Here is a 21,571-nt window from a genome sequence, read left to right as displayed (position 1 = left end):
TGATTCATCAAGGATTTCAGATCAAACCGCGAAGATCTTGCCCGGGTTCATGATGCCGTTCGGGTCGAACACCGCTTTCACCGCTTTCATGTACTCGATCTCAACCGGCGAGCGGCTGTAGGTCAAGTAATCGCGCTTGGTCATGCCCACGCCGTGCTCGGCGGAGATCGAACCGTTGTACTTCTCGACGGTTTCGAACACCCACTTGTTGACGGTCGCACACTTGGCGAAGAACTCGTCCTTGCTCAGGTTATCCGGCTTGAGGATGTTCAAGTGCAGGTTGCCGTCGCCGATGTGGCCGAACCAGACGATTTCGAAGTCCGGGTAGTGTTCGCCGACGATCGCATCGATTTCCTTGAGGAACGCCGGCACTTTCGAGACGGTGACCGAGATGTCGTTCTTGTACGGCGTCCAGTGCGAGATGGTCTCGGAGATGTATTCGCGCAGCTTCCACAGATTGTGCAGCTGGGTTTCGCTCTGGCTCATCACGCCGTCCAGTACCCAACCCTGCTCGACGCAATGTTCGAAGGTTTCCAGCGCGCTGTTGGCCACTTCTTCAGTCGTCGCTTCAAATTCCAGCAACGCGTAGAACGGGCAATCGGTCTCGAACGGCGCCGGTACGTCGCCACGGCCCATGACTTTGGCCAGAGCTTTGTCGGAGAAAAATTCGAATGCGGTGAGGTCGAGCTTGCCCTGGAAAGCGTGCAGCACCGGCATGATCGAGTCGAAGTCGGCGGTGCCGAGGACCATGGCGGTAAGGTTTTTCGGCGCACGATCGAGGCGCATGGTCGCTTCGACGACGAAACCGAGGGTGCCTTCAGCGCCGATGAACAGCTGGCGCAAGTCGTAGCCGGTGGCGTTCTTGATCAGGTCTTTGTTCAGTTCCAGCACATCGCCCTTGCCGGTGACGACTTTCATGCCGGCGACCCAGTTACGGGTCATGCCGTAGCGAATCACCTTGATCCCGCCGGCATTGGTACCAATGTTGCCGCCAATCTGACTGGAACCTGCCGAGGCGAAGTCGACCGGGTAATACAGGCCCTTTTCTTCGGCGACGTTCTGTAAATGCTCGGTGACCACGCCCGGCTGACAAACGGCGGTGCGGTCAGTGAGGTTCACATCGAGAATCTGATTCATGTAGTCGAACGAGACAACCACTTCGCCATTCGCGGCGACGGCAGCGGCGGAAAGCCCGGTGCGCCCGCCCGATGGCACCAGCGCAACCTTGTGCGTGTTGGCCCAGCGGACCACGGCCTGCACCTGCTCGATGGTCTTGGGAAACACGATGGCGCTCGGCGCCGGGGCAAAGTGCTTGGTCCAATCCTTGCCGTACGCATTCAGGGAGTCGGCGTCGGTCAGGACCTTGCCAGGCTCGACCAGGGTCTTCAGTTCATCAATCAGGGCAGGATTGGTCATCGACAGAACTCTCGAACAATTCATGGTCATCCTGAGAACGCTTCACGTCGCAGGAATGAGTGTTTAGCGGGGAGGCTATGCTAGCATATCGACCCCGCAGGACAGTGCCCAAGGCCAGATCCGCGGAGACGACTTTCTTGTCGTCCGGGTCAGCGTCTGTTGACCATTTCCTGCCATTTTTCTCCGGGATACAGGTTTACGCAGATGAGCAAGACTTCTCTCGATAAGAGCAAGATCAAGTTCCTTCTTCTCGAAGGCGTCCACCAATCGGCTGTCGACGTCCTCAAGGCGGCGGGCTACACCAGCATCGAATACCTGACAGGTTCCTTGCCGGAAGCCCAGCTCAAGGAAAAGATCGCTGACGCTCACTTCATCGGCATTCGTTCGCGCACCCAACTGACCGAAGAGATCTTCGATCACGCGAAGAAGCTGGTAGCGGTCGGCTGTTTCTGCATCGGCACCAACCAGGTTGACCTGAGTGCTGCCCGCGAGCGCGGTATTGCCGTGTTCAACGCGCCGTACTCCAACACCCGCTCCGTTGCCGAACTGGTACTGGCCGAAGCGATCCTGCTGCTGCGCGGCATCCCGGAGAAAAACGCTTCCTGCCACCGTGGCGGCTGGATCAAATCCGCAGCCAACTCCTTCGAGATCCGAGGCAAGAAACTGGGCATCGTCGGCTACGGCTCGATCGGTACGCAGCTGTCGGTTCTGGCTGAAGGTCTGGGCATGCAGGTGTACTTCTACGACACCGTGACCAAGCTGCCGCTGGGCAACGCGACTCAGGTCGGTAACCTGACCGAGCTGCTGGGCATGTCCGACATCGTCACCCTGCACGTTCCGGAAACCGCTGCGACCCAGTGGATGATCGGCGAGAAGGAAATCCGCGCCATCAAGAAGGGCGGCATCCTGATCAACGCTGCGCGCGGTACCGTGGTCGAGCTGGACGCCCTGGCGGACGCGATCAAGGACAAGCACCTGATCGGCGCGGCCATCGACGTATTCCCAGTGGAGCCACGCTCCAACGACGAAGAGTTCGAAAGCCCGCTGCGTGGCCTCGACAACGTGATCCTGACCCCGCACATCGGTGGCTCGACCGCCGAAGCGCAAGCCAACATCGGTCTGGAAGTGGCAGAGAAACTGGTCAAGTACAGCGACAACGGTACTTCGGTTTCGTCGGTGAACTTCCCGGAAGTGGCCCTGCCGGCTCACCCTGGCAAGCACCGCCTGCTGCACATCCACGAGAACATCCCGGGTGTGATGAGCGAGATCAACAAGGTCTTCGCCGAAAACGGCATCAACATCTCCGGTCAGTTCCTGCAGACCAACGAGAAAGTTGGCTACGTGGTGATCGACGTCGACGCCGAGTACTCGGACCTGGCGCAAGAGAAGCTGCAGCACATCAACGGCACTATCCGTAGCCGCGTGTTGTTCTGATTTAGCGTTGAGCGACAAAAAAAGGGAGCCTTCGGGCTCCCTTTTTCATGCACGGCGAAAAGGTTATTCGACGTTGACGGTGATTTTCTTCGAGACGATCGGCGGATCGAACGGCATGTGGCCGCTGTCGCCCAGCTCCAGCTGCAAGGTGTGCTTGCCCGGGGCCAGTTTGATGTCAGCCTGGGTCTGCGCCTTGCCGAAGTGCATGTGGTTGGCATCGTTCGGAATCGGCGCGCCGGCGGCCGGCAGCTTGTCGACGTCGATCAGCAGATGATGGTGACCGGTGTTCTTGGTGACGTCACCGGCCGGGGCCAGTGCGACGTCCTTGACGCCAAACTTGACGGTGAAGGTCTGCGAAACAGTCGCCCCGTCCTCGGGAGAAACGATGAACACTTCGGCACCCTTGGGTGCCGGTGTCGCGGCACTGGCCAGCACCGAAACGCCCATCAGCACACCGGCCAACGCTGCACGTGACATAAAGCTTTTCATTTTCTTCTCCAGTTTTTCCGTAAAATCCGCACGGTCATGACAACTTCATGACCATTCGTTGTCGAAGGCACTCGACAACCATAGCAAAGCGAGCCTGACTCAGAGCATCGCGTTAATGATTTCAAAGGAGTGACCATGCGCTTTTTGCCTGGCCTGATCTGCCTGCTACCCCTTTTGAGCCCTCTGGCTCACGCCGAACTGATTGATGACGTCAACGACCGTGGCGAGCTGCGCATAGCCCTTGAGGCTAATACACCGCCCTTCAATTACAAGGATGACGGCGACAAACTCACGGGGTTCGAGGTCGAGCTTGGACAACTGTTGGCCAACGAGCTGGATGTGCGCGCCGACTTCATCGTCACCGACGAAAGCGACTTGCTCCAGGGCGTTGAAAGCGGCAAGTACGACGTCGCGCTCAATCACATAGCACTGACACCTGAACTCAAGGATCGTTTCGACTTCAGCCAGCCTTACGGCAAGGTCGATTCACAGTTGCTGGCAAAGAAAGATGAACAACCGCAGCCGATGGTCTTGGTGCAGACGTTGACTGACGCCAAGCCAAAGGCGAGCGCAGCGGTGGACTTGGCGATACCGTTTCAGAAGGGTAATCCGGCATTTCAGGCCAGTCTTGCGAGCGCGATGCAGCGGATCAAGGCGGACGGACGCCTGGCGGCGCTGACCGAGAAGTGGCTGAAACCTTAGAAGCCCCTCACCCTAGCCCTCCCGAAACGTCGGACCGCCCGTAGGGAGAGGGGACTGAACGGGGGATGCTGAAGGGATACGCCGACCTGAAATGGATGTACCGAATCCGAAATCGACTGGTCATGGCTGTGTCGAATCCATAGTCGATAAGGTCTTTCAGGTCGATGTAAGACGCCGGACAACTCGGTCGGCCCCCTCTCCCTTCGGGAGAGGGCTGGGGTGAGGGCAACGATTTCGGATCAGTCCAAAGCAGCCAAAGCCACCGAGGCCTCAGCCAATTCAAGTTCGCTAAAAACCTGCACGCCATGGCGTTTGAGCAGTGCAGCCGTTACGCCTTCACCGGAGACTTTCACGCCACTGAACGTCCCGTCATAAGTCAGCAGGTTTCCACAGGATGGACTGTTGGCTTTCAGGACTGCCACGCGGATGCCGTGTTTCTGCGCCAACGCCAGCGCCTGCCGCGCACCCACCAGAAACTGCGCACTGACATCCTCGCCCTCGGTGGTGATCACCGCAGCGATTCCATCGAGCACTTCACCGCCCTGCCCCCCAGGAATCTCCGCCGCAGCCCGTGGCGTCGGCAATCCTCCTGCGACTTCCGGACACAATGGCACCACGCGCCCTTCGGCAATCCACTGTTCGAGCAAATCAAACGGCCCGCTCGCGCCACCGTCGTAGCGCACGCGATGACCCAACAGGCAGCGGCTGACCAGAATCTTGTCCATATCAGAACGGCTCGTTGCCACGCCGACGGAACCAGCCCGTCAGCGACAGACGCTCGCGATTGGCCGGCAGCACTTCGTGCGGCACTTCGCCAGAGAGAAACACCACCAGACAACCGCCCGCAGGCTGCACGTCATGCACGCGCTCATCTTTAAGATACATGCGCAACTGACCGCCGTCCTCCGGCAGCCAGGCATCATTGAGGTAGACCACCACCGACACCATGCGCTTGTCATCGTCGCGAAAACGGTCGACATGCCGGCGATAAAACGCACCCGGCGGATATAGCGCGAAATGACATTCGAAGTCTTCCAGGCCAAGGAACAGACCACGATTGAGCGCCTCGCGCAGGCTGTCCATCAGGTTCAGATAACGGTCGCTGGAATCGGCCTGGCCCGGATCGATCCACTGAATATGATCGCCGCGAATCCCCTCGCGAACCTCTGAAAACGGCCCGCGCCCGACCCCTGCCGGCGCCAGTTCGCCCTCGGCCTCGCGTTTACGGCACTCGGCCGCCAGCTCGCGGGTCAAACCGGCGGGCAGGAAGATGTTCTGCTGCGACCAGCCGTGTTCGGCCAGGTCATCGACAATGCGTAACAGCAGCGGGTGTTCAGAGGATATTTGCATGGCGCGCATAGTATGCCGACGGCAAGAAATCCGACAGAGCCACGCGGCGGCTTGCTACGAATTCTCGACAAGTACCGGCACCGCACGGAGAATAGTCCGCTGCTGACAGGAGTCCCTATGCGCCGTTTGCTTTTTTCACTGTTGATGTTCTGCGTTTTGCCCGCTTGGGCGGACGGCCACGATCAGTTGTACAAGGTCGCCGGCTGGCCAGATCAACGTGCGCATTTCAACGACGCCCTGAGCGCCGCCCAGCAACGCTATCAGAACAGCCTGCCGCCTGCGGTGTTTCAGGCGCTGGTCAACAACAGCAACCAGCGCTTCGCTCCGCAGGCCGTGGACCAACGCGCCGAAGCACAACTGCGGCAGAAGCTTGCCGATCCGAAACCGGCGCTGACCTTCTTTCAATCGCCACTGGGCAAGAAAATCGTCGCCGCTGAATTGCTCGCGACCCGCCGCGACCAACTGGCGAAAAATGCCAAGGGCCTGCCGAAGATGCAGGTCAGTGACAGCCGTCTGCTGATCATCGGCCACCTCGCCCAGGCACTGCCGGCCCGCGAAGCTGGCGCCGAAGTCAGCCTGGCGATTGCCGGCGTTGCGGCGGACAGTCTGAGTTCGATGATTCCGGGGCTGCTCGGTGGTGGTCAGGCGCAGGGCATGTTGAATGGTCAGCGTCAGCGCTTGATGGATCAGATCGGCGCGGACATGAACAACACGCTGCTCTACGTTTATCGCGATTTGTCGGATGAAGAGCTGGAAGAGTTTGCAACGTTTGCCGAATCGGCTGAGGGCAAGGCTTATTACCAGGCCGCCCTGGCAGCGATTCGGGCAGGGCTTGCGGTCGGGCAACCCTAAAAGATCGCAGCCTTCGGCAGCTCCTACACCGATCCATGTAGGAGCTGCCGAAGGCTGCGATCTTTTGATCTTGCTCTAGAGATTGCGGCCCTTGATCCGCTTGCTCAGAAACTCGAAATACTCCTCGCGCATCTCCTCCGTCTCATTCGCCAGATGATGCCGCGCCTCGGCCAGCAGCAGAATCTGCGGTCGATCGAACTTCCATTTCAACACCTGCAAATTGTGCTGCCAGTCGACGGTCATGTCCGCCTGCCCCTGAATGATCAGCGGCCGCCGCGGACTTTTTTTCGCGTGTTCGACGCGAATGATCCAGCGCGATAACGCCCCGACCCATTGGGTCGGCAAGCGCTGCGGCTGCAACGGATCCGCCTGCAGAAACGGCAAGAAATCCGGATCGTTCGAGTTCTCGCTGAAGCGCCGCGCGACACCTCGGACGAACGGCCTGAGCAAGTAATAACTCAGTTGCGACCAGCCCCACGCGCGTGGCCGCACCAACGGCGCCAACAGAATCAACTGGCCCTGCGCCGGACTGCCCTCGCCATGGTTGAGCACGTGATCGACCACAATCGCCCCGCCCGTGCTCTGCCCGCACAAGTGCCACGGCTGCGGCAGCGAGATCGACTGCGCTTCGGCGAACAAGGCTTGCAGGACATCCTGGTATTCAGAGAAATCGCGAATGCTCGCCCGTGGCCCGCTGGACAAACCATGGCCCGGCAAATCGCAGGCGATCACCGCAAAGTCCTGATCCAGCGCCCACTCGATCACATGCCGATAGAGCCCGGTGTGGTCGTAGTAACCGTGCAACAGAAACAGCGTTGCCTTGACCTTTTCCGGCCACCAGCAATGGCTGACCAGTTCGTAGCCATCGACGTCGAAACGACCCATGCCACGCCAGACATCGCGATGGGGAAAATCGGTTTTATAGAACTGCTGGTACGCCTTGGCCTCGTCCGACAACGGCTGCCACTCGGCCAAGGGCTTGAGGCTGGCGCGGATTTGATCGGGGTCGAAAGTGGCAGGCATGCGGGAATTCCAAAACGGTAAACAGACTTTATCGGTCTGCGATATTCATCTGTAGTGGCAGACATGGCAAGCTAGCCGACCTTTCGAGGATCGAAAACCATGCGTTCGCCCTACCGCACCGCACTGTTTGCCAGCCTGCTTGCGCTCTTGTGCGCCGGGGTGCTGTGGGCCGCGTATGACTGGTTTCAGGGGCGTTACCTGCGCGCGTTCAGCGAGCACACCGCAGTGTTTTCCGGCGATCCGCTGCGCCTGCCCGACGATCTCGCCGGCCCCGGCAATATTCGTCTCGTGCACTTCTGGGATCCGGCGTGCCCGTGCAACGTCGGCAATCAACAGCACCTGACCGAGATGGTCGAACAGTTCAGCGGCAAAGGCGTGGAGTTCTTCGCCGTGCAAAGAACCGGCAGCCACGGTCAATTGCCCGCCACGCTCAGCAACCTGAAAACCATCACGGTATTGCCCGGCTCCGAACAGGTCCCCGCCAGCCCGGCCGTGGCGATCTGGGATCGCAGCGGCAAGCTGGCGTACTTCGGCCCGTACAGCGAAGGTTTGACCTGCAATTCCAGCAACAGCTTCATCGAACCGATCCTCAACGCCCTGACTGAAGATCGCCCGGTCAACGCCACGCACACCTTGGCAGTGGGCTGCTACTGCCCGTGGCCGGTGGAGACGCAGTAAGGCATTCCGGACTTTTCCCGGACAGCGATGCACGGCACAGAGGGTCTGTGCTACTTGTTTGCAGCCCGACGGGCGGCAATCCCGCATGCACAAGGAGTCACCATGAAGCGCGTGTTCACCGTACTTGGCTTGCTCATCGTTGTTCTGCTTGCCGGCGTCGGCTGGTATGTCTACAGCAAACAACCGACGCGCCAGGGTCAGGTTGAACTGCGTAACCTGCAAGGTTCGGTGACCGTACGCTACGACGAGCGCGGCGTGCCGCACATCCGTGCCGAGAACGAAACCGACCTCTACCGCGCCCTCGGTTATGTGCATGCCCAGGATCGACTGTTCCAGATGGAAGCCATGCGTCGTCTCGCCCGTGGCGAACTGGCCGAAGTACTCGGGCCAAAACTGCTCGACACCGACAAACTGTTTCGCAGCCTGCGCATCCGTGAGCGAGCCGCCAGTTATGTCGCCAGCCTCGATAAACAATCGCCGGCGTGGAAGGGCCTGCAAGCCTATCTGGATGGCATCAACCAGTATCAGGACACGCACGCCGCACCGATCGAGTTCGACGTGCTGGGCATCCCCAAACGGCCGTTTACCGCCGAGGACAGCATCAGCGTCGCCGGCTACATGGCTTACAGCTTTGCCGCAGCGTTTCGCACCGAGCCGCTGCTGACCTACGTGCGCGATCAGCTCGGCGCCGATTACCTGTATGTCTTCGACCTCGACTGGCAGCCCAAGGGCGTGCTGGTCAACGGTCACGGAAAACCGGCACCGGCCCTCGCCGCCGGCGACTGGAAAGACCTCAACGCCCTCGCCCGCCTCAGCGAACAGGCACTGATCGACAACGGCTTGCCGCAGCTCGAAGGCAGCAACGCCTGGGTGATTGCCGGCAGCCGCAGCCAGAGCGGCAAGCCATTGCTGGCCGGCGACCCGCACATTCGTTTCTCGGTGCCATCGGTGTGGTACGAAGCGCAATTGTCGGCGCCGGGCTTTGAGCTGTACGGCCATCATCAGGCGCTGGTGCCGTTCGCGTTTCTCGGCCACAACCTCGACTTCGGCTGGAGCCTGACCATGTTCCAGAACGACGATCTGGATCTGATCGCCGAGAAGGTCAATCCGGACAACCCGAATCAGGTCTGGTATCGCGGGCAGTGGACCGACATGGTTGTCAGCGAACAGCAGATCAACGTGAAGGGACAGACGCCCGTCACCCTGACCCTGCGCCAGTCGCCCCACGGCCCGATCGTCAACGATGCGCTGGGCACCGCTGCCGGCAAAACGCCGATTGCGATGTGGTGGGCGTTCCTCGAAACACCGAATCCGATCCTCGAAGGTTTTTATCAGCTCAACCGCGCTGACACCCTGGCCAAGGCCCGCGCTGCCGCCGCGAAAGTACAGGCACCGGGGCTGAATCTGGTTTACGCCAATGCCAAGGGCGATATCGGCTGGTGGGCCTCGGCATTGCTGCCCAAGCGCCCGGCCGGGGTGAGGCCGGAGTTCATACTCGACGGCAGCAGCAATCAGGCCGACAAGGACGGTTTCTACCCGTTCAGTGCCAACCCGCAGGAAGAGAACCCGGCGCGCGGCTACATCGTCTCTGCAAACTTCCAGCCGCTGTCGCCGACCGGCATGGAGATTCCCGGTTACTACAACCTCGCCGACCGTGGTCAGCAACTCAACCGTCAGCTCAGCGACAAGAGCGTCAAGTGGACGAACGAGGCCAATCAGAAACTGCAACTCGGCACGGCGACCGGTTACGGCCCGCGCGTGTTGGCGCCATTGCTGCCGGTGCTGCGCGAAGTGGTCAGCGATCCGGCACAGTTGAAACTGGTCGAGCAACTGGCGCAGTGGCCGGGCGACTATCCGCTGGATTCGGTCAGTGCGACGGTGTTCAACCAGTTCCTCTACGACCTCGCCGATGCGGCGATGCGTGATGAGTTGGGCAATGACTTTTTCGACACGCTGCTGTCGACACGAGTGATCGATTCGGCGCTGCCACGTCTGGCGGCGAACGCTGATTCACCATGGTGGGACAACCGCAACACGCCGGCCAAAGAAACGCGCGCCGACGTCGTGCGCACGGCGTGGGCAGCGAGCATGACGCATCTGAAACTGACCCTCGGCGACGATGTTGCCGGATGGCAATGGGGCGCGGCGCACACGCTGACTCACGGGCATCCGCTGGGACAGCAGAAGCCGCTGGATCGCATCTTCAATGTCGGGCCGTTTGCGGCGCCGGGCAGTCACGAAGTGCCGAACAACCTCTCGGCGAAAATCGGCCCGGCACCGTGGCCGGTGACTTATGGGCCGTCGACGCGGCGCTTGGTGGACTTCGCCGATCCGGCGCATGGCCTGACGATCAACCCGGTCGGGCAGAGTGGCGTGCCGTTCGACAGTCACTATGACGATCAGGCCGAGGCGTATGTCGACGGGATGTATGTGCAGGCGCATTTCAGCGAGGAAGAGGTAACGGCGAATACGCGCAGTACCTTGAAACTGTTGCCGGCGCGGGCTGCGCAGTAGTTCTCGATTATCTGGGCTGGCCTCATCGCGAGCAGGCTCACTCCTACAGTTGATCGCATTTCTTCTGAAGGAACGCGGTTAACTGTAGGAGTGAGCCTGCTCGCGATGAGGCCCTGAAGAGCACTACACAACCTCAGAGCAGCAGCGCAAAATTCAGCCGAAACTGCTGCGGCGTCACGCCCAATCGGCGGTTGAACACACTGCGCATATGTTGCGCATCGCGAAACCCGCACTGATACGCCACCGTCTTCAACGGCGCCATGGTGCTTTCCAGCATCACCCGCGCCGCATCCACCCGCGCCTGCTCAACGAACTCTGCCGGCGTGACCTTGGCTTCCCGGGCGAACACCCGGGAGAAGTTGCGCGCACTCATGTTCGCCGCATTGGCCAGATCGGCAATCGTCAGGTCGCCAGTGAGATTGGCCAGCACGTACAGCTGCACCATCGCCACTGCCGACGTCGGCTCCGCGTGCGGCGTGAGGAACGGACTGAACTGCGACTGTCCGCCAGAGCGCTGGGTAAACACCACCAGTCGCTTGGCCACGCTCAAGGCCACTTCCGCGCCGTGATCACGCGCCAGCAGATACAACGACAGATCAATCCCCGCCGTGACCCCGGCCGAGGTATAGAGCGTGCCGTCCTCGACGTAGAGGCGATCCGCTTCGACCCGCGTTGACGCACACAACTGCGCCAACGCCTCGGCATCGTTCCAGTGTGTGGTGACGGTACGCCCTTCCAGCAAGCCGGCGCGCGCCAGCATGAATGCACCGTTGCAGATCGAGCCGAAGCGCTGCGCCCGTGCGCAGGCCTCGCGCAGCCAGGTGTCGAACACACTGCCGAAATCCATGAACGGTAGCTGCGGCCCGCCGGCGACCAACAGCAGGTCATAGGCGTCGAGGGCTTCGCTGAAATGGCGATGGGCGTTGAGGATCAAGCCGTTGGAACAGGCCATCGGTGTTTTTTCCAGGCCGATCACTTCGAGCTGATAGTGATCTTGCGGCGCGAGGAAGCGATTGGCCTCGGCGAACACATCCATTGGGCCGGTGACGTCAAGCGCTTGCACACCTGAAAACACCACGATGGCGATGGTTTTATTCATGTTTTTGAAGTCCCCTGTAACCCTGTGGCGAGGGGATTTATCCCCGTTGGGTTGCGAAGCAGCCCCAAGACCCTACACCTCGTTGTGTCAGGCAGTCTTCATGGCTGGATTTACGACTGCTGCGCAGCCGAACGAGGATAAATCCCCTCGCCACAAAGGATGGTATTCCAACCTGTGAAGGTCAGTTGGCACGATTTGCAGGTGGATTGGCAAGGATCGCAGCCATGCGTTGATTGTCCGTTTAGCGTCTCAGGGAACAGACTTTGTCCATCAGCGCCACGACGGCGTTTCAGTGAGGAAACCTCCCATGAGCACGACCATTGCCGGCATCAAAATCCCCGACAGCGCCCTCGCCCGCGCCACCACCGACTACATCCGCGACATCGAGTCCGACTTGCTCTATCACCATTCGCGCCGGGTATTTCTGTTTGGCGCGTTGAGTGGCGAACGCCAGCAACTGGCCTACGACCCCGAGCTGCTGTATGTCGGCGCAATGTTCCATGACCTCGGTCTGATCGAAGGCCATCGCAGCGATGACGAGCGTTTTGAAGTCGACGGTGCCAACGCGGCGGCGGCGTTTCTCAAGCCGTACGGGTTGAGCGATGACGACATCGAACAAGTCTGGCTGTCGATTGCCCTGCACACCACACCGGGCGTGCCGAAGCATCTGCGCCCAACCGTGGCGCTGGTGACGGCTGGTGTGGAAATGGACGTGCTGGGCATGGATTACGCGGCGTTCAGCAGCGTGCAGCGTGAAGCGGTGGTGCATGCGCACCCGCGTGGGGAAGGTTTCAAGGAGTGCATCATCTGCGCGTTCGCCGATGGCTTGCGCCATCGTCCGCAGACCACGTTCGGCAATGTGAAGACCGATGTGCTGAAGGATCAGGAGCCGGGGTTCAAGCCGATGAACTTCGTCGAAGTCATCCGCAATTCCCCTTGGGTGAACTGAGGGCAAAATCAAAAGATCGCAGCCTGCGGCAGCTCCTACATTGGAATGCGTTCCCTGTAGGAGCTGCCGCAGGCTGCGATCTTTTGCTGTTAAGCCGCCTCCGGCGCCGACGCGCGGCGCACGTCCGGTTGCTTCCACGAATCGGCTGCGCTTTCTTCGATGGCTTGCTGGATGGCTTTCTTGCGGGCTTCTTCGGCGCGGCGGCTGAAGAACCAGACCATGAAAGTCACGATCGATACCGCCAGCAGAATCAGACTGGCCACGGCGTTGATCTCAGGCTTCACGCCCAGACGCACCGCCGAGAACACTTCCATCGGCAGGGTCGTCGAACCCGGGCCGGAGACAAAGCTCGCCAGTACCAGGTCGTCCAGCGACAGGGCGAAGGACATCATGCCGCCCGCCGCCAGCGATGGCGCGATCATCGGGATGGTGATCAGGAAGAACACCTTCCACGGCCGTGCACCGAGGTCCATCGCCGCTTCTTCGATCGACAGGTCGAGCTCACGCAAACGCGCCGACACCACCACCGCCACATACGCCGCACAGAACGTGGTGTGAGCGATCCAGATGGTGACGATGCCGCGCTCTTGCGGCCAGCCGATCATCTGCGCCATGGCCACGAACAGCAGCAACAGCGACAGACCGGTGATCACTTCCGGCATCACCAGCGGCGCCGTCACCAGGCCGCCGAACAGCGTACGGCCCTTGAAGCGGGTGATGCGCGTCAGCACGAACGCTGCCAGTGTGCCCAGTGCCACCGCGGCGACCGCGGTGTAGCAGGCGATTTCCAGCGAGCGCAATACCGAGCCCATCAGTTGCGTGTTGTCGAGCAGGCCGACGTACCACTTGATCGACCAGCCGCCCCACACCGTCACCAGTTTGGAGGCGTTGAACGAGTAGATCACCAGGATCAGCATCGGCAGGTAGATGAACAACAAACCCAGGACCAGCATCAGGCTGGAGAAACGGAAGCGCTTCATTCTTTACCCTCCATTTCCTTGGCCTGACTGCGGTTGAACAGAATGATCGGCACAATCAGGATCGCCAGCATCACCACCGCCAGCGCAGACGCTACCGGCCAGTCACGGTTGTTGAAGAACTCTTGCCAGAGCACTTTACCGATCATCAGGGTTTCCGGACCGCCAAGCAGTTCCGGGATGACGAACTCGCCGACCACCGGAATGAAGACCAGCATGCAGCCGGCAATAATCCCGTTCTTGGACAGCGGAATGGTGATTTTCCAGAAGCTGTTGAAGGTGCTCGAACCGAGATCGGAGGCTGCTTCCAGCAAGCTTTGATCGTGCTTCACCAGGTTGGCGTACAGCGGCAGGATCATGAACGGCAGGTACGAGTAAACCACGCCGATGTACACCGCGAGGTTGGTGTTGAGGATCTGCAGCGGCTCGTCGATAAACCCCATGCTCATGAGGAAGCCGTTGAGCAGGCCGTTGTTGCTGAGGATGCCCATCCACGCGTAGACGCGGATCAGGATCGCGGTCCAGGTCGGCATCATGATCAGCAGCACCAGCACCGTTTGCATCTCTTTACGCGCGGTGGCGATGGCGTAGGCCATCGGGTAGCCGATCACCAGACAGAGAATGGTGCTGATCAGCGCCATCTTCAACGAACCGAGGTAGGCAGCGATGTACAACTCGTCGCCAGCCAGCATCGAGTAGTTGCCCAGGTTCAGCAGCAGTTGCAGCTTCTGCTCGGCGTACGTGTAGATCTCGGTGTACGGCGGGATGGCCACGTCGGCTTCGGCAAAACTGATCTTCAGGACGATGAAGAACGGCAGCATGAAGAACAGGAACAGCCAGATGAACGGGACCCCGATGACCAGCTGCCGGCCATTGGGGATTATTCGATTGAGGCGGCGTTTGAATTTGCGCATGTTCATGAGCGAAGTACCACGCCGCTGTCGTCTTCCCAGTACACGTAAACCTGATCGCCCCAGGTTGGACGTGCGCCGCGGCGTTCGGCGTTGGCAACGAAGGATTGCACCAGCTTGCCGCTCGGCAACTCGACGTAGAAAACCGAGTGACCGCCTAGGTAGGCGATGTCATGCACCTTGCCGCTCGACCAGTTGTACTCGCAGGTCGGTTGATCGGCGGTGACCAGCAGTTTCTCCGGACGGATCGCGTAGGTGACCGACTTGTCCTGCACCGAGGTGCTGATGCCGTGGCCGACGTAGATCTGCCGGTCGAGGTCCTTGCAGGTGATGGTCGCGTGGCCTTCGGCGTCGTCGATCACTTCGCCTTCGAAAATGTTGACGTTGCCGATGAATTCACAGACCAGACGGCTGGTCGGGGTTTCGTAGATGTCGATCGGGCTGCCGATCTGGGCGATCCAGCCCAGGTGCATGATCGCGATGCGCTCGGCCATGGTCATGGCCTCTTCCTGGTCGTGCGTCACCATCACGCAGGTCACACCCACGCGCTCGATGATCTCGACCAGCTCCAGCTGCATTTGCGAACGCAGTTTTTTATCCAGTGCGCCCATCGGCTCGTCGAGCAGCAACAGCTTCGGCCGCTTGGCCAGCGAACGCGCCAGTGCCACACGCTGACGCTGACCGCCAGACAGTTGATGCGGCTTGCGCTTGGCGTACTGGCTCATCTGTACGAGCTTGAGCATCTCGGCCACGCGGGCGTCGACTTCAGCCGCCGGAATCTTGTCCTGCTTGAGGCCGAAGGCAATGTTCTGTGCCACGGTCATGTGCGGGAACAAGGCGTACGACTGGAACATCATGTTGATCGGTCGCTCGTACGGCGGCATGTCGGTGATGTCGACGCCGTCGAGAAAAATGCGCCCCTCCGTGGGCCGTTCGAACCCTGCCAGCATCCGCAGCAGAGTGGATTTGCCCGATCCCGAACCGCCGAGCAGGGCGAAGATCTCGCCCTTCTTGATTTCCAGGGACACATCGTCCACGGCAATCGTCTCGTCGAACTTCTTCGTGACCCGGTCGATTTTGACCAACACCTGTTTCGGTGTCTGGTCGCCCTCGAGGGCTTTCTTATAGGCGCCGGAGGCAACTGCCATTTACGAAACTCCCAGAAAAAAACAATGCAGTCCGCCCCGCAAGGCGAACCCAGGATAGTGTGTGCTTTACATCCCCGACTTGACCTTGGTCCAGCTGCGGGTCATCAGGCGCTGAATGTTCGGTGGCAACTCAGTCGATACGTAGGCCTTGTCGATAACGGTCTGCGGTGGATACACCGACTCATCGGTACGGATGGATTGTTCCATCAGCTTGTCCGACCCAGGGTTAGGGTTGGCATATCCGACGTAATCACTGACCTGGGCAATCACCTCAGGTTTCAGCAGATAGTTGATGAAGGCATGAGCCTCCTTCACGTTCGACGAATCCTTCGGAATCGCCAGCATGTCGAACCACAGCGCGCCGCCCTCTTTCGGTACCGAGTAGGCGATGTTCACGCCTTTCTTGGCTTCTTCGGCGCGGTGCTTGGCCTGGAAGATATCGCCGGAGAACCCGATGGCTACGCAGATGTCGCCGTTGGCCAGATCACCGATGTATTTCGAGGAATGGAAGTAGGTCACGTAAGGACGCACCGCGAGCAGCTTGGCGGTGGCTTTTTCGTAGTCCTTGGGATTGGTGCTGTTGGCGTTCAGGCCCATGTAGTTGAGCACGGTCGGCATCATTTCATCCGCCGAATCGAGGAACGCTACGCCGCAACTCTGCAGCTTCTTGATGTTCTCGGGTTCGAACAGCACGCCCCAGGAATCGATCTTGTCGATGCCCAGCACGGCTTTGACTTTATCGACGTTGTAACCGATGCCGTTGGTGCCCCACAGGTACGGCACGGCGTACAGGTTACCCGGATCGTTCTGTTCCAGACGCTTGAGCAGCGCCGGGTCGAGATTGGAATAGTTCGGCAGTTGCGCACGGTCGAGCTTCTGGAACGCGCCCGCCTTGATCTGTTTGCCGAGGAAGTGGTTTGACGGCACGACCACGTCGTAACCGGTACGCCCGGCGAGCAGTTTGCCTTCCAGGGTTTCGTTGGAGTCGAAGACGTCGTAGACCGGCTTGATCCCGGTGGCTTTCTGGAAATCCGCCAGGGTGGTCTCGCCGATGTAGTCCGACCAGTTATAAATATGCACCGTACCGGCGGCCTGGGCTCCGACAGCAATCGTCAGGCCGGCAGTGGCCAGCAGGGCTTTGCGCAAAGAAGAAAAAATAGGCAAGTGGAGGTCCTCTAAATTAGTTGGGCCCAAGTTGCCCCGCGCTGCATGACAGCCATGGCTGCCCGGCAACAAAACCGGCGCGCAACTTACCCTCAAAAACCGTTCCAGCAAAACTTTCTGTCATTTAATTAATCCGCTGGCCGCCTTCGCGGGGGACGACGGCCAGCGGTTGTTGCTGCAAACCGGCTTATTTGCCCGATTTGATCTTGGTCCAGCTGCGGGTCAGGATGCGCTGGGTCGCGGCCGGCAAGTCGGCAATCGCGTACAGCTTGGCCAGCACGTCAGCCGGTGGGTAAACGCCCGGATCGCTGGTGATGTCTTTATCAACCAGCGGGGTTGCAGCGGCGTTACCGTTCGGGAAGCGCACAGCGTTGGTGATTTCCGCCATGATTTCCGGCTTCTGCAGGAAGGTCATGAACTTGTAGGCGCCTTCGACGTTTTCGGCATCTTTAGGGATGGCGACCATGTCGTAGAAGCTGCCGGCACCTTCTTTCGGAATGTTGTAGCTGACTTTCACCTTGTCACCGGCTTCAGCCGCGCGGGACTTGGCCTGGTAGATGTCACCCGAGTAACCCACGGCCACACAGATGTTGCCGTTGGCCAGGTCAGAGATGTACTTGGACGAGTGGAAGTAGGCGATCGAAGGACGGACCTTCATGATCAGCGCTTCAGCCTTGTCGATGTCTTCTTTCTTCTGGCTGTCGGTTGGCAGGCCCAGGTAGTGCAGCGCCACCGGGATCATCTCGGTTGGCGAGTCGAGCAGGCTGATGCCGCAGGATTTCAGCTTGGCAGCGTTTTCCGGCTTGAAGATCAGGTCCCACGAATCGACAGGTGCATCGGCGCCCAGTGCAGCCTTGACCTTCTCGGCGTTGAAGCCGATGCCGATCGAGCCCCACATGTACGGGAAAGCGTGCTCGTTGCCCGGGTCGCTGACCGACACGGCTTTGAGCAAATCAGTGTTGAGGTTCTTCCAGTTAGGCAGCTTGGACTTGTCCAGCTTCTGGTAGACACCGGCCTTGATCTGTTTGGCGAGGAAGTTGTTCGACGGTACGACGATGTCGTAGCCGGACTTGCCTGCGAGCAGTTTGGCTTCGAGGGTTTCGTTGCTGTCGAAGACGTCGTAGACGACTTTGATGCCCGACTCGTCTTCAAACTTCTTGATGGTGTCCGGGGCGATGTAGTCGGACCAGTTGTAGACGTGCAACACCTTGTCGTCCGCCTGAGCCGCAGCCGCCATGATTCCCATCAGGGACATGGCGAGCAGAGTCTTGCCAGCGAGCTTTTTGCCTAATGCCTTCATGCGTAATGCTCCAAATTTTTCTTTTTTGAACCACTTTGTTCAGCGGCCGAACCCGGACAACTGGAACCGCGGCTAGTCTGGCAAGATCCGAGGCGGTCTTTCAAGAAAAGACCAGCCTTTCTGACAGCTTTGAGCGAGAGCGCCGCGGCTCCCCCGCTCAGAGCCTAGCACTTAGCCTTGCAACGCACTGAGGGTCAGATCCAGGCATTTACGTGCCTTTGTAACCAGCTCATCGATCTCCGCCTTGCTGATGACCAGCGGCGGCGCGATGATCATGGTGTCGCCCACAGCGCGCATGATCAGGCCGTTGTCGAAGCAGAACTGGCGGCAGATCATGCCGACACCCTTGCCTTCGTAACGCTTGCGAGTGGCCTTGTCCTGCACCAGCTCGATCGCGCCCAACAGACCGACACCGCGAACTTCACCCACCAATGGGTGATCGTTCAGTTCCCGCAGACGTTTCTGCAAATACGGTGCCGTTTCGTTGTGCGCATTCTCGATAATTTTTTCATCGCGCAGAATGCGGATGTTTTCCAGACCCACCGCTGCCGCCACCGGGTGACCGGAGTAGGTGAAGCCGTGGTTGAAATCGCCGCCTTCGTTGAGCACCGCAACAACGCTGTCGCGAACGATCAGGCCACCCATCGGGATGTAGCCGGACGTCAGGCCTTTGGCGATGGTCATCATGTCGGGTTTGAGGTCGTAGAAATCGCTGCCGAACCACTCACCGGTACGGCCGAAACCGCAGATCACTTCGTCGGCGACGAAGAGGATGTCGTACTTGGCGAGGATTTCCTTGATGCGCGGCCAGTAGCTGTCGGGCGGAATGATCACGCCACCGGCACCCTGGATCGGCTCGGCAATAAAGGCACCGACGTTGTCGACGCCAACTTCGAGAATCTTCTCTTCCAGCTGATTGGCCGCCCAGATGCCGAACTCTTCCGGGGACATGTCGCCACCTTCAGCGAACCAGTACGGTTGCGCGATGTGGACGATGCCCGGGATCGGCAAGTCGCCTTGTTCGTGCATATACGTCATGCCACCGAGGCTCGCGCCGGCCACGGTCGAACCGTGATAACCGTTCTTGCGGCTGATGATGACTTTCTTGTTCGGCTGGCCCTTGATCGCCCAATAGTGACGAACCATACGCAGCATGGTGTCGTTGCCTTCGGAGCCGGAACCGGTGAAGAACACGTGGTTCATGCCTTCTGGCGCGACGTCGGCAATCGACTTGGCCAGTTCCAGTGCCGGCGGGTGCGCGGTCTGGAAGAACAGGTTGTAGTACGGCAGTTCGCGCATCTGTTTGGCGGCGGCATCGGCCAGTTCATCGCGACCGTAACCGATGGCGACACACCACAGACCGGCCATGCCGTCGAGGATCTTGTTGCCTTCGCTGTCCCACAGGTAAACGCCCTTGGCGTTGGTGATGATCCGCGGGCCTTTTTCTTTCAGCTGCTTGAAGTCGCTGAACGGCGCCAGGTGGTGATCATTGCTGAGTGCTTGCCACTCGCGGGTTTGCGGATTGTTGCTGGTCATGCCAATTCTCCTTGTTATCGGTGAAGGCGCGGCTTTTTGAGGGCCGCGCCTGGCGTATCAGACGGCGAAGAGCAGGTACTCACGCTCCCACGAACTGATCACGCGCTTGAAGTTTTCATGCTCGGCCCGCTTGACCGCGACGTAGCCAGTGATGAAAGTTTTGCCCAGGTATTTCTCGACGGTCGAGCTGTTTTCCATGCGCTCCAGCGCGTCTTCGATGGTCAGCGGCAGGCGCAGGTTGCGGCGTTCATAACCACGACCGACCACCGGTGCGCTCGGGTTGAGGCCCTCGACCATGCCGATGTAGCCGCAGAGCAGGCTCGCGGCAATCGCCAGGTACGGGTTGGCGTCGGCGCCCGGCAGACGGTTTTCCACGCGACGGTTCTGCGGGCCGGCATCCGGCACGCGCAGGCCGACGGTGCGGTTCTCTTCGCCCCACTCGACGTTCACCGGTGCCGAGGTGTCCGGCAGGAAGCGGCGGAACGAATTGACGTTCGGTGCGAACAGCGGCAACAGCTCGGGAATCAGTTTCTGCAAACCACCGATGTGGTGCAGGAACAGCTGGCTCATGGTGCCGTCTTCATTGGAGAAAACGTTCTTGCCGGTCTCGATGTCGATGATGCTCTGGTGCAAGTGCATCGCACTGCCCGGCTCGCCCGTCATCGGCTTGGCCATAAAGGTCGCGGCCACGTCGTGCTTGAGTGCGGCTTCACGCATGGTGCGCTTGAACACCAGAATCTGGTCGGCCAGCGACAGTGCATCGCCGTGACGGAAGTTGATTTCCATCTGCGCCGTGCCGTCTTCGTGGATCAGCGTGTCGAGGTCCAGCTCCTGCAGTTCGCACCAGTCGTAGACGTCTTCGAACAGCGGATCGAATTCGTTCGCCGCTTCAATGGAGAACGACTGACGCCCGATTTCCGGACGGCCCGAGCGACCGATTGGCGGCTGCAACGGATAGTCAGGGTCGTCGCTGCGCTTGGTCAGGTAGAACTCCATTTCCGGCGCCACGATCGGCTGCCAGCCCTTGTCGGCATAGAGTTTGAGGACTTTCTTGAGGACGTTGCGCGGCGACAGCTCGATCGGATTGCCTTGCTTGTCGTAGGTGTCGTGAATCACCTGCGCGGTCGGCTCGATGGCCCACGGCACCAGGTACACGGCGTTCTGATCGGGGCGGCAGATCATGTCGATGTCGGCCGGGTCGAGCAGTTCGTAATAGATGTCGTCTTCGACGTAATCGCCGGTCACGGTCTGCAACAGCACGCTTTCTGGCAGGCGCATGCCTTTTTCGGCGATGAACTTGTTGGTCGGCGAAATCTTGCCACGGGTGATACCGGTCAAGTCGGCGATCATGCATTCGACTTCTGTGATCTTGTGGTCTTTCAACCAATCGGTGAGCTGGTCGAGGTTGTTACTCATAGATGCCTCTGGGCTGAGTCTCCTGACGTAGTGTCAGGCAAAGTTTGACGCCGGGGCGTCGCGTTAAAGGGGGCTTGCTTGTGCGCAGTGCGGGCTTACGCCAGGCACCGCGCATAGACAATGAAAGAGGAGCTTACCTGCCCTTTACGCTGGCGTTGCATTTCCTGTGCACACTGAAGACGAGCAGCAAGGCGTGCAGAATCGTGAGCACCACTTGGGAAGCGGCACAGGCTTTGGAGGTGAAAGCGATCTATATTGGAGGGGAACGCCATAAACGGGATGCCTTGTCGTACGTCCAGAATATCGGACGCTGCCGTTTTGCCTGTTGCCGACGAGACTGTCGTCAACGGACCGCGCGCCATGCTGGCTGCGTTACGGACGGATTTGTCGCCACTGATGTGATAAGCATGCAGACCGGACTGTTGCGAGCAGTCGGTGATGCCGATTAACGGCAGGCGAGACATGAAGCACCCCGGTATTATTGCTGTTATGGGTTTGATCCGAGCTTAGCCTTGTTCATTTTTTTACACAACACCCCCGTAAAAAATACAACACGGCCTGCTCAAGCCCGCGGGTGCCAAGCGTCCCAGAGACAAAAAAACGCCTCAAAGTG

Annotated in this window: 20 protein-coding genes; 6 read left to right on the top strand and 14 right to left on the bottom strand. The window is 59.7% G+C overall.

Features of this window, described 5'->3' with window-relative positions; all coding sequences use genetic code 11:
- Positions 1-21 precede the first annotated feature (21 nt).
- Positions 22-1,416 (bottom strand): FAD-binding oxidoreductase, encoded by a 1,395-nt coding sequence (locus tag QOL84_RS21105; RefSeq protein WP_283438436.1) that lies wholly within the window; start codon positions 1,414-1,416, stop codon positions 22-24.
- 204 nt (positions 1,417-1,620) lie between these two features.
- On the opposite strand from QOL84_RS21105, the gene serA reads away from it, so the two are divergent.
- Positions 1,621-2,850, top strand: coding sequence for a phosphoglycerate dehydrogenase (serA, locus tag QOL84_RS21100; protein ID WP_053124806.1), 1,230 nt, complete (start codon positions 1,621-1,623; stop codon positions 2,848-2,850).
- A gap of 63 nt (positions 2,851-2,913) precedes the next feature.
- Here serA and QOL84_RS21095 read toward each other — a convergent pair whose 3' ends face one another.
- A complete protein-coding gene (locus QOL84_RS21095; RefSeq protein ID WP_129395958.1) occupies positions 2,914-3,339 on the bottom strand; it encodes a DUF4399 domain-containing protein in 426 nt (141 codons plus the stop codon).
- A 135-nt stretch (positions 3,340-3,474) separates the two neighbouring features.
- On the opposite strand from QOL84_RS21095, the gene QOL84_RS21090 reads away from it, so the two are divergent.
- A complete protein-coding gene (locus tag QOL84_RS21090) occupies positions 3,475-4,041 on the top strand; it encodes a transporter substrate-binding domain-containing protein (protein ID WP_283438435.1) in 567 nt (188 codons plus the stop codon).
- A gap of 239 nt (positions 4,042-4,280) precedes the next feature.
- On the opposite strand, the gene QOL84_RS21085 is transcribed toward QOL84_RS21090, so the two are convergent.
- Both QOL84_RS21085 and QOL84_RS21080 read right to left on the bottom strand, forming a co-directional pair.
- Positions 4,281-4,766 (bottom strand): 2-thiouracil desulfurase family protein, encoded by a 486-nt coding sequence (locus tag QOL84_RS21085; RefSeq protein ID WP_283438434.1) that lies wholly within the window; start codon positions 4,764-4,766, stop codon positions 4,281-4,283.
- 1 nt (position 4,767) lies between these two features.
- Entirely contained in the window at positions 4,768-5,400 is a 633-nt protein-coding gene (locus QOL84_RS21080) for a 2OG-Fe(II) oxygenase (RefSeq protein WP_283438433.1), read from the bottom strand.
- Positions 5,401-5,508: 108 nt separating this feature from the next.
- Here QOL84_RS21080 and QOL84_RS21075 point away from each other — a divergent pair, with 108 nt between their 5' ends.
- A complete protein-coding gene (locus QOL84_RS21075) occupies positions 5,509-6,243 on the top strand; it encodes a DUF2059 domain-containing protein (RefSeq protein WP_283438432.1) in 735 nt (244 codons plus the stop codon).
- A 75-nt stretch (positions 6,244-6,318) separates the two neighbouring features.
- Here QOL84_RS21075 and bipL read toward each other — a convergent pair whose 3' ends face one another.
- Positions 6,319-7,266 carry a phospholipase BipL gene (bipL, locus tag QOL84_RS21070; RefSeq protein ID WP_283438431.1) on the bottom strand — a complete coding sequence of 316 codons (948 nt, stop codon included), beginning with the start codon at positions 7,264-7,266 and terminating at the stop codon, positions 6,319-6,321.
- A gap of 99 nt (positions 7,267-7,365) precedes the next feature.
- Between bipL and QOL84_RS21065 the strand changes: the two genes are divergently transcribed.
- Together QOL84_RS21065 and QOL84_RS21060 are read left to right on the top strand one after the other, a co-directional pair.
- Complete coding sequence (locus QOL84_RS21065) at positions 7,366-7,944, top strand: DUF6436 domain-containing protein (RefSeq protein WP_283438430.1); 579 nt, start codon at positions 7,366-7,368, stop codon at positions 7,942-7,944.
- Between the two features lie 102 nt (positions 7,945-8,046).
- Positions 8,047-10,458 carry a penicillin acylase family protein gene (locus QOL84_RS21060; protein ID WP_283438429.1) on the top strand — a complete coding sequence of 804 codons (2,412 nt, stop codon included), beginning with the start codon at positions 8,047-8,049 and terminating at the stop codon, positions 10,456-10,458.
- A gap of 133 nt (positions 10,459-10,591) precedes the next feature.
- Here the strand turns inward: QOL84_RS21060 and QOL84_RS21055 are convergent, their stop codons facing one another.
- Entirely contained in the window at positions 10,592-11,557 is a 966-nt protein-coding gene (locus QOL84_RS21055) for a GlxA family transcriptional regulator (RefSeq protein WP_283438428.1), read from the bottom strand.
- A gap of 307 nt (positions 11,558-11,864) precedes the next feature.
- On the opposite strand from QOL84_RS21055, the gene QOL84_RS21050 reads away from it, so the two are divergent.
- On the top strand, positions 11,865-12,506 hold the full coding sequence (locus QOL84_RS21050) for an HD domain-containing protein (protein ID WP_283438427.1): 642 nt from the start codon (positions 11,865-11,867) through the stop codon (positions 12,504-12,506).
- A gap of 89 nt (positions 12,507-12,595) precedes the next feature.
- Here the strand turns inward: QOL84_RS21050 and QOL84_RS21045 are convergent, their stop codons facing one another.
- The 8 genes from QOL84_RS21045 to QOL84_RS21010 all read right to left on the bottom strand — a co-directional run bounded on the left by QOL84_RS21045 (position 12,596) and on the right by QOL84_RS21010 (position 21,422).
- Positions 12,596-13,486 (bottom strand): ABC transporter permease subunit, encoded by an 891-nt coding sequence (locus tag QOL84_RS21045; protein ID WP_283438426.1) that lies wholly within the window; start codon positions 13,484-13,486, stop codon positions 12,596-12,598.
- A complete protein-coding gene (locus QOL84_RS21040; RefSeq protein ID WP_174823987.1) occupies positions 13,483-14,364 on the bottom strand; it encodes an ABC transporter permease subunit in 882 nt (293 codons plus the stop codon). Before QOL84_RS21040 ends, QOL84_RS21045 begins: the two co-directional genes overlap by 4 nt.
- 35 nt (positions 14,365-14,399) lie before the next feature.
- Positions 14,400-15,542 carry an ABC transporter ATP-binding protein gene (locus QOL84_RS21035; protein ID WP_008085321.1) on the bottom strand — a complete coding sequence of 381 codons (1,143 nt, stop codon included), beginning with the start codon at positions 15,540-15,542 and terminating at the stop codon, positions 14,400-14,402.
- A gap of 66 nt (positions 15,543-15,608) precedes the next feature.
- Positions 15,609-16,706 (bottom strand): polyamine ABC transporter substrate-binding protein, encoded by a 1,098-nt coding sequence (locus QOL84_RS21030; protein ID WP_283438425.1) that lies wholly within the window; start codon positions 16,704-16,706, stop codon positions 15,609-15,611.
- A 187-nt stretch (positions 16,707-16,893) separates the two neighbouring features.
- Positions 16,894-18,006: a polyamine ABC transporter substrate-binding protein gene (locus QOL84_RS21025; RefSeq protein WP_008085325.1), complete on the bottom strand. Its 1,113-nt coding sequence runs from the start codon at positions 18,004-18,006 to the stop codon at positions 16,894-16,896.
- Between the two features lie 171 nt (positions 18,007-18,177).
- The gene (locus tag QOL84_RS21020) at positions 18,178-19,542 is read right to left on the bottom strand and encodes an aspartate aminotransferase family protein (protein WP_064116331.1); all 1,365 of its coding nucleotides are present in this window, start codon (positions 19,540-19,542) and stop codon (positions 18,178-18,180) included.
- Positions 19,543-19,599: 57 nt separating this feature from the next.
- Positions 19,600-20,958, bottom strand: coding sequence for a glutamine synthetase family protein (locus tag QOL84_RS21015; protein WP_129395970.1), 1,359 nt, complete (start codon positions 20,956-20,958; stop codon positions 19,600-19,602).
- A 95-nt stretch (positions 20,959-21,053) separates the two neighbouring features.
- Positions 21,054-21,422, bottom strand: a complete 369-nt coding sequence (locus QOL84_RS21010; RefSeq protein ID WP_283438424.1) for a glutamine amidotransferase — start codon at positions 21,420-21,422, stop codon at positions 21,054-21,056.
- Between the last annotated feature and the right edge of the window lie 149 nt (positions 21,423-21,571).

Origin of the sequence: Pseudomonas helmanticensis, from assembly GCF_900182985.1 — a bacterium.
Classification (GTDB): Bacteria; Pseudomonadota; Gammaproteobacteria; order Pseudomonadales; family Pseudomonadaceae; genus Aquipseudomonas; species Aquipseudomonas helmanticensis.
This window is presented reverse-complemented; position numbering and strand designations above follow the sequence as displayed.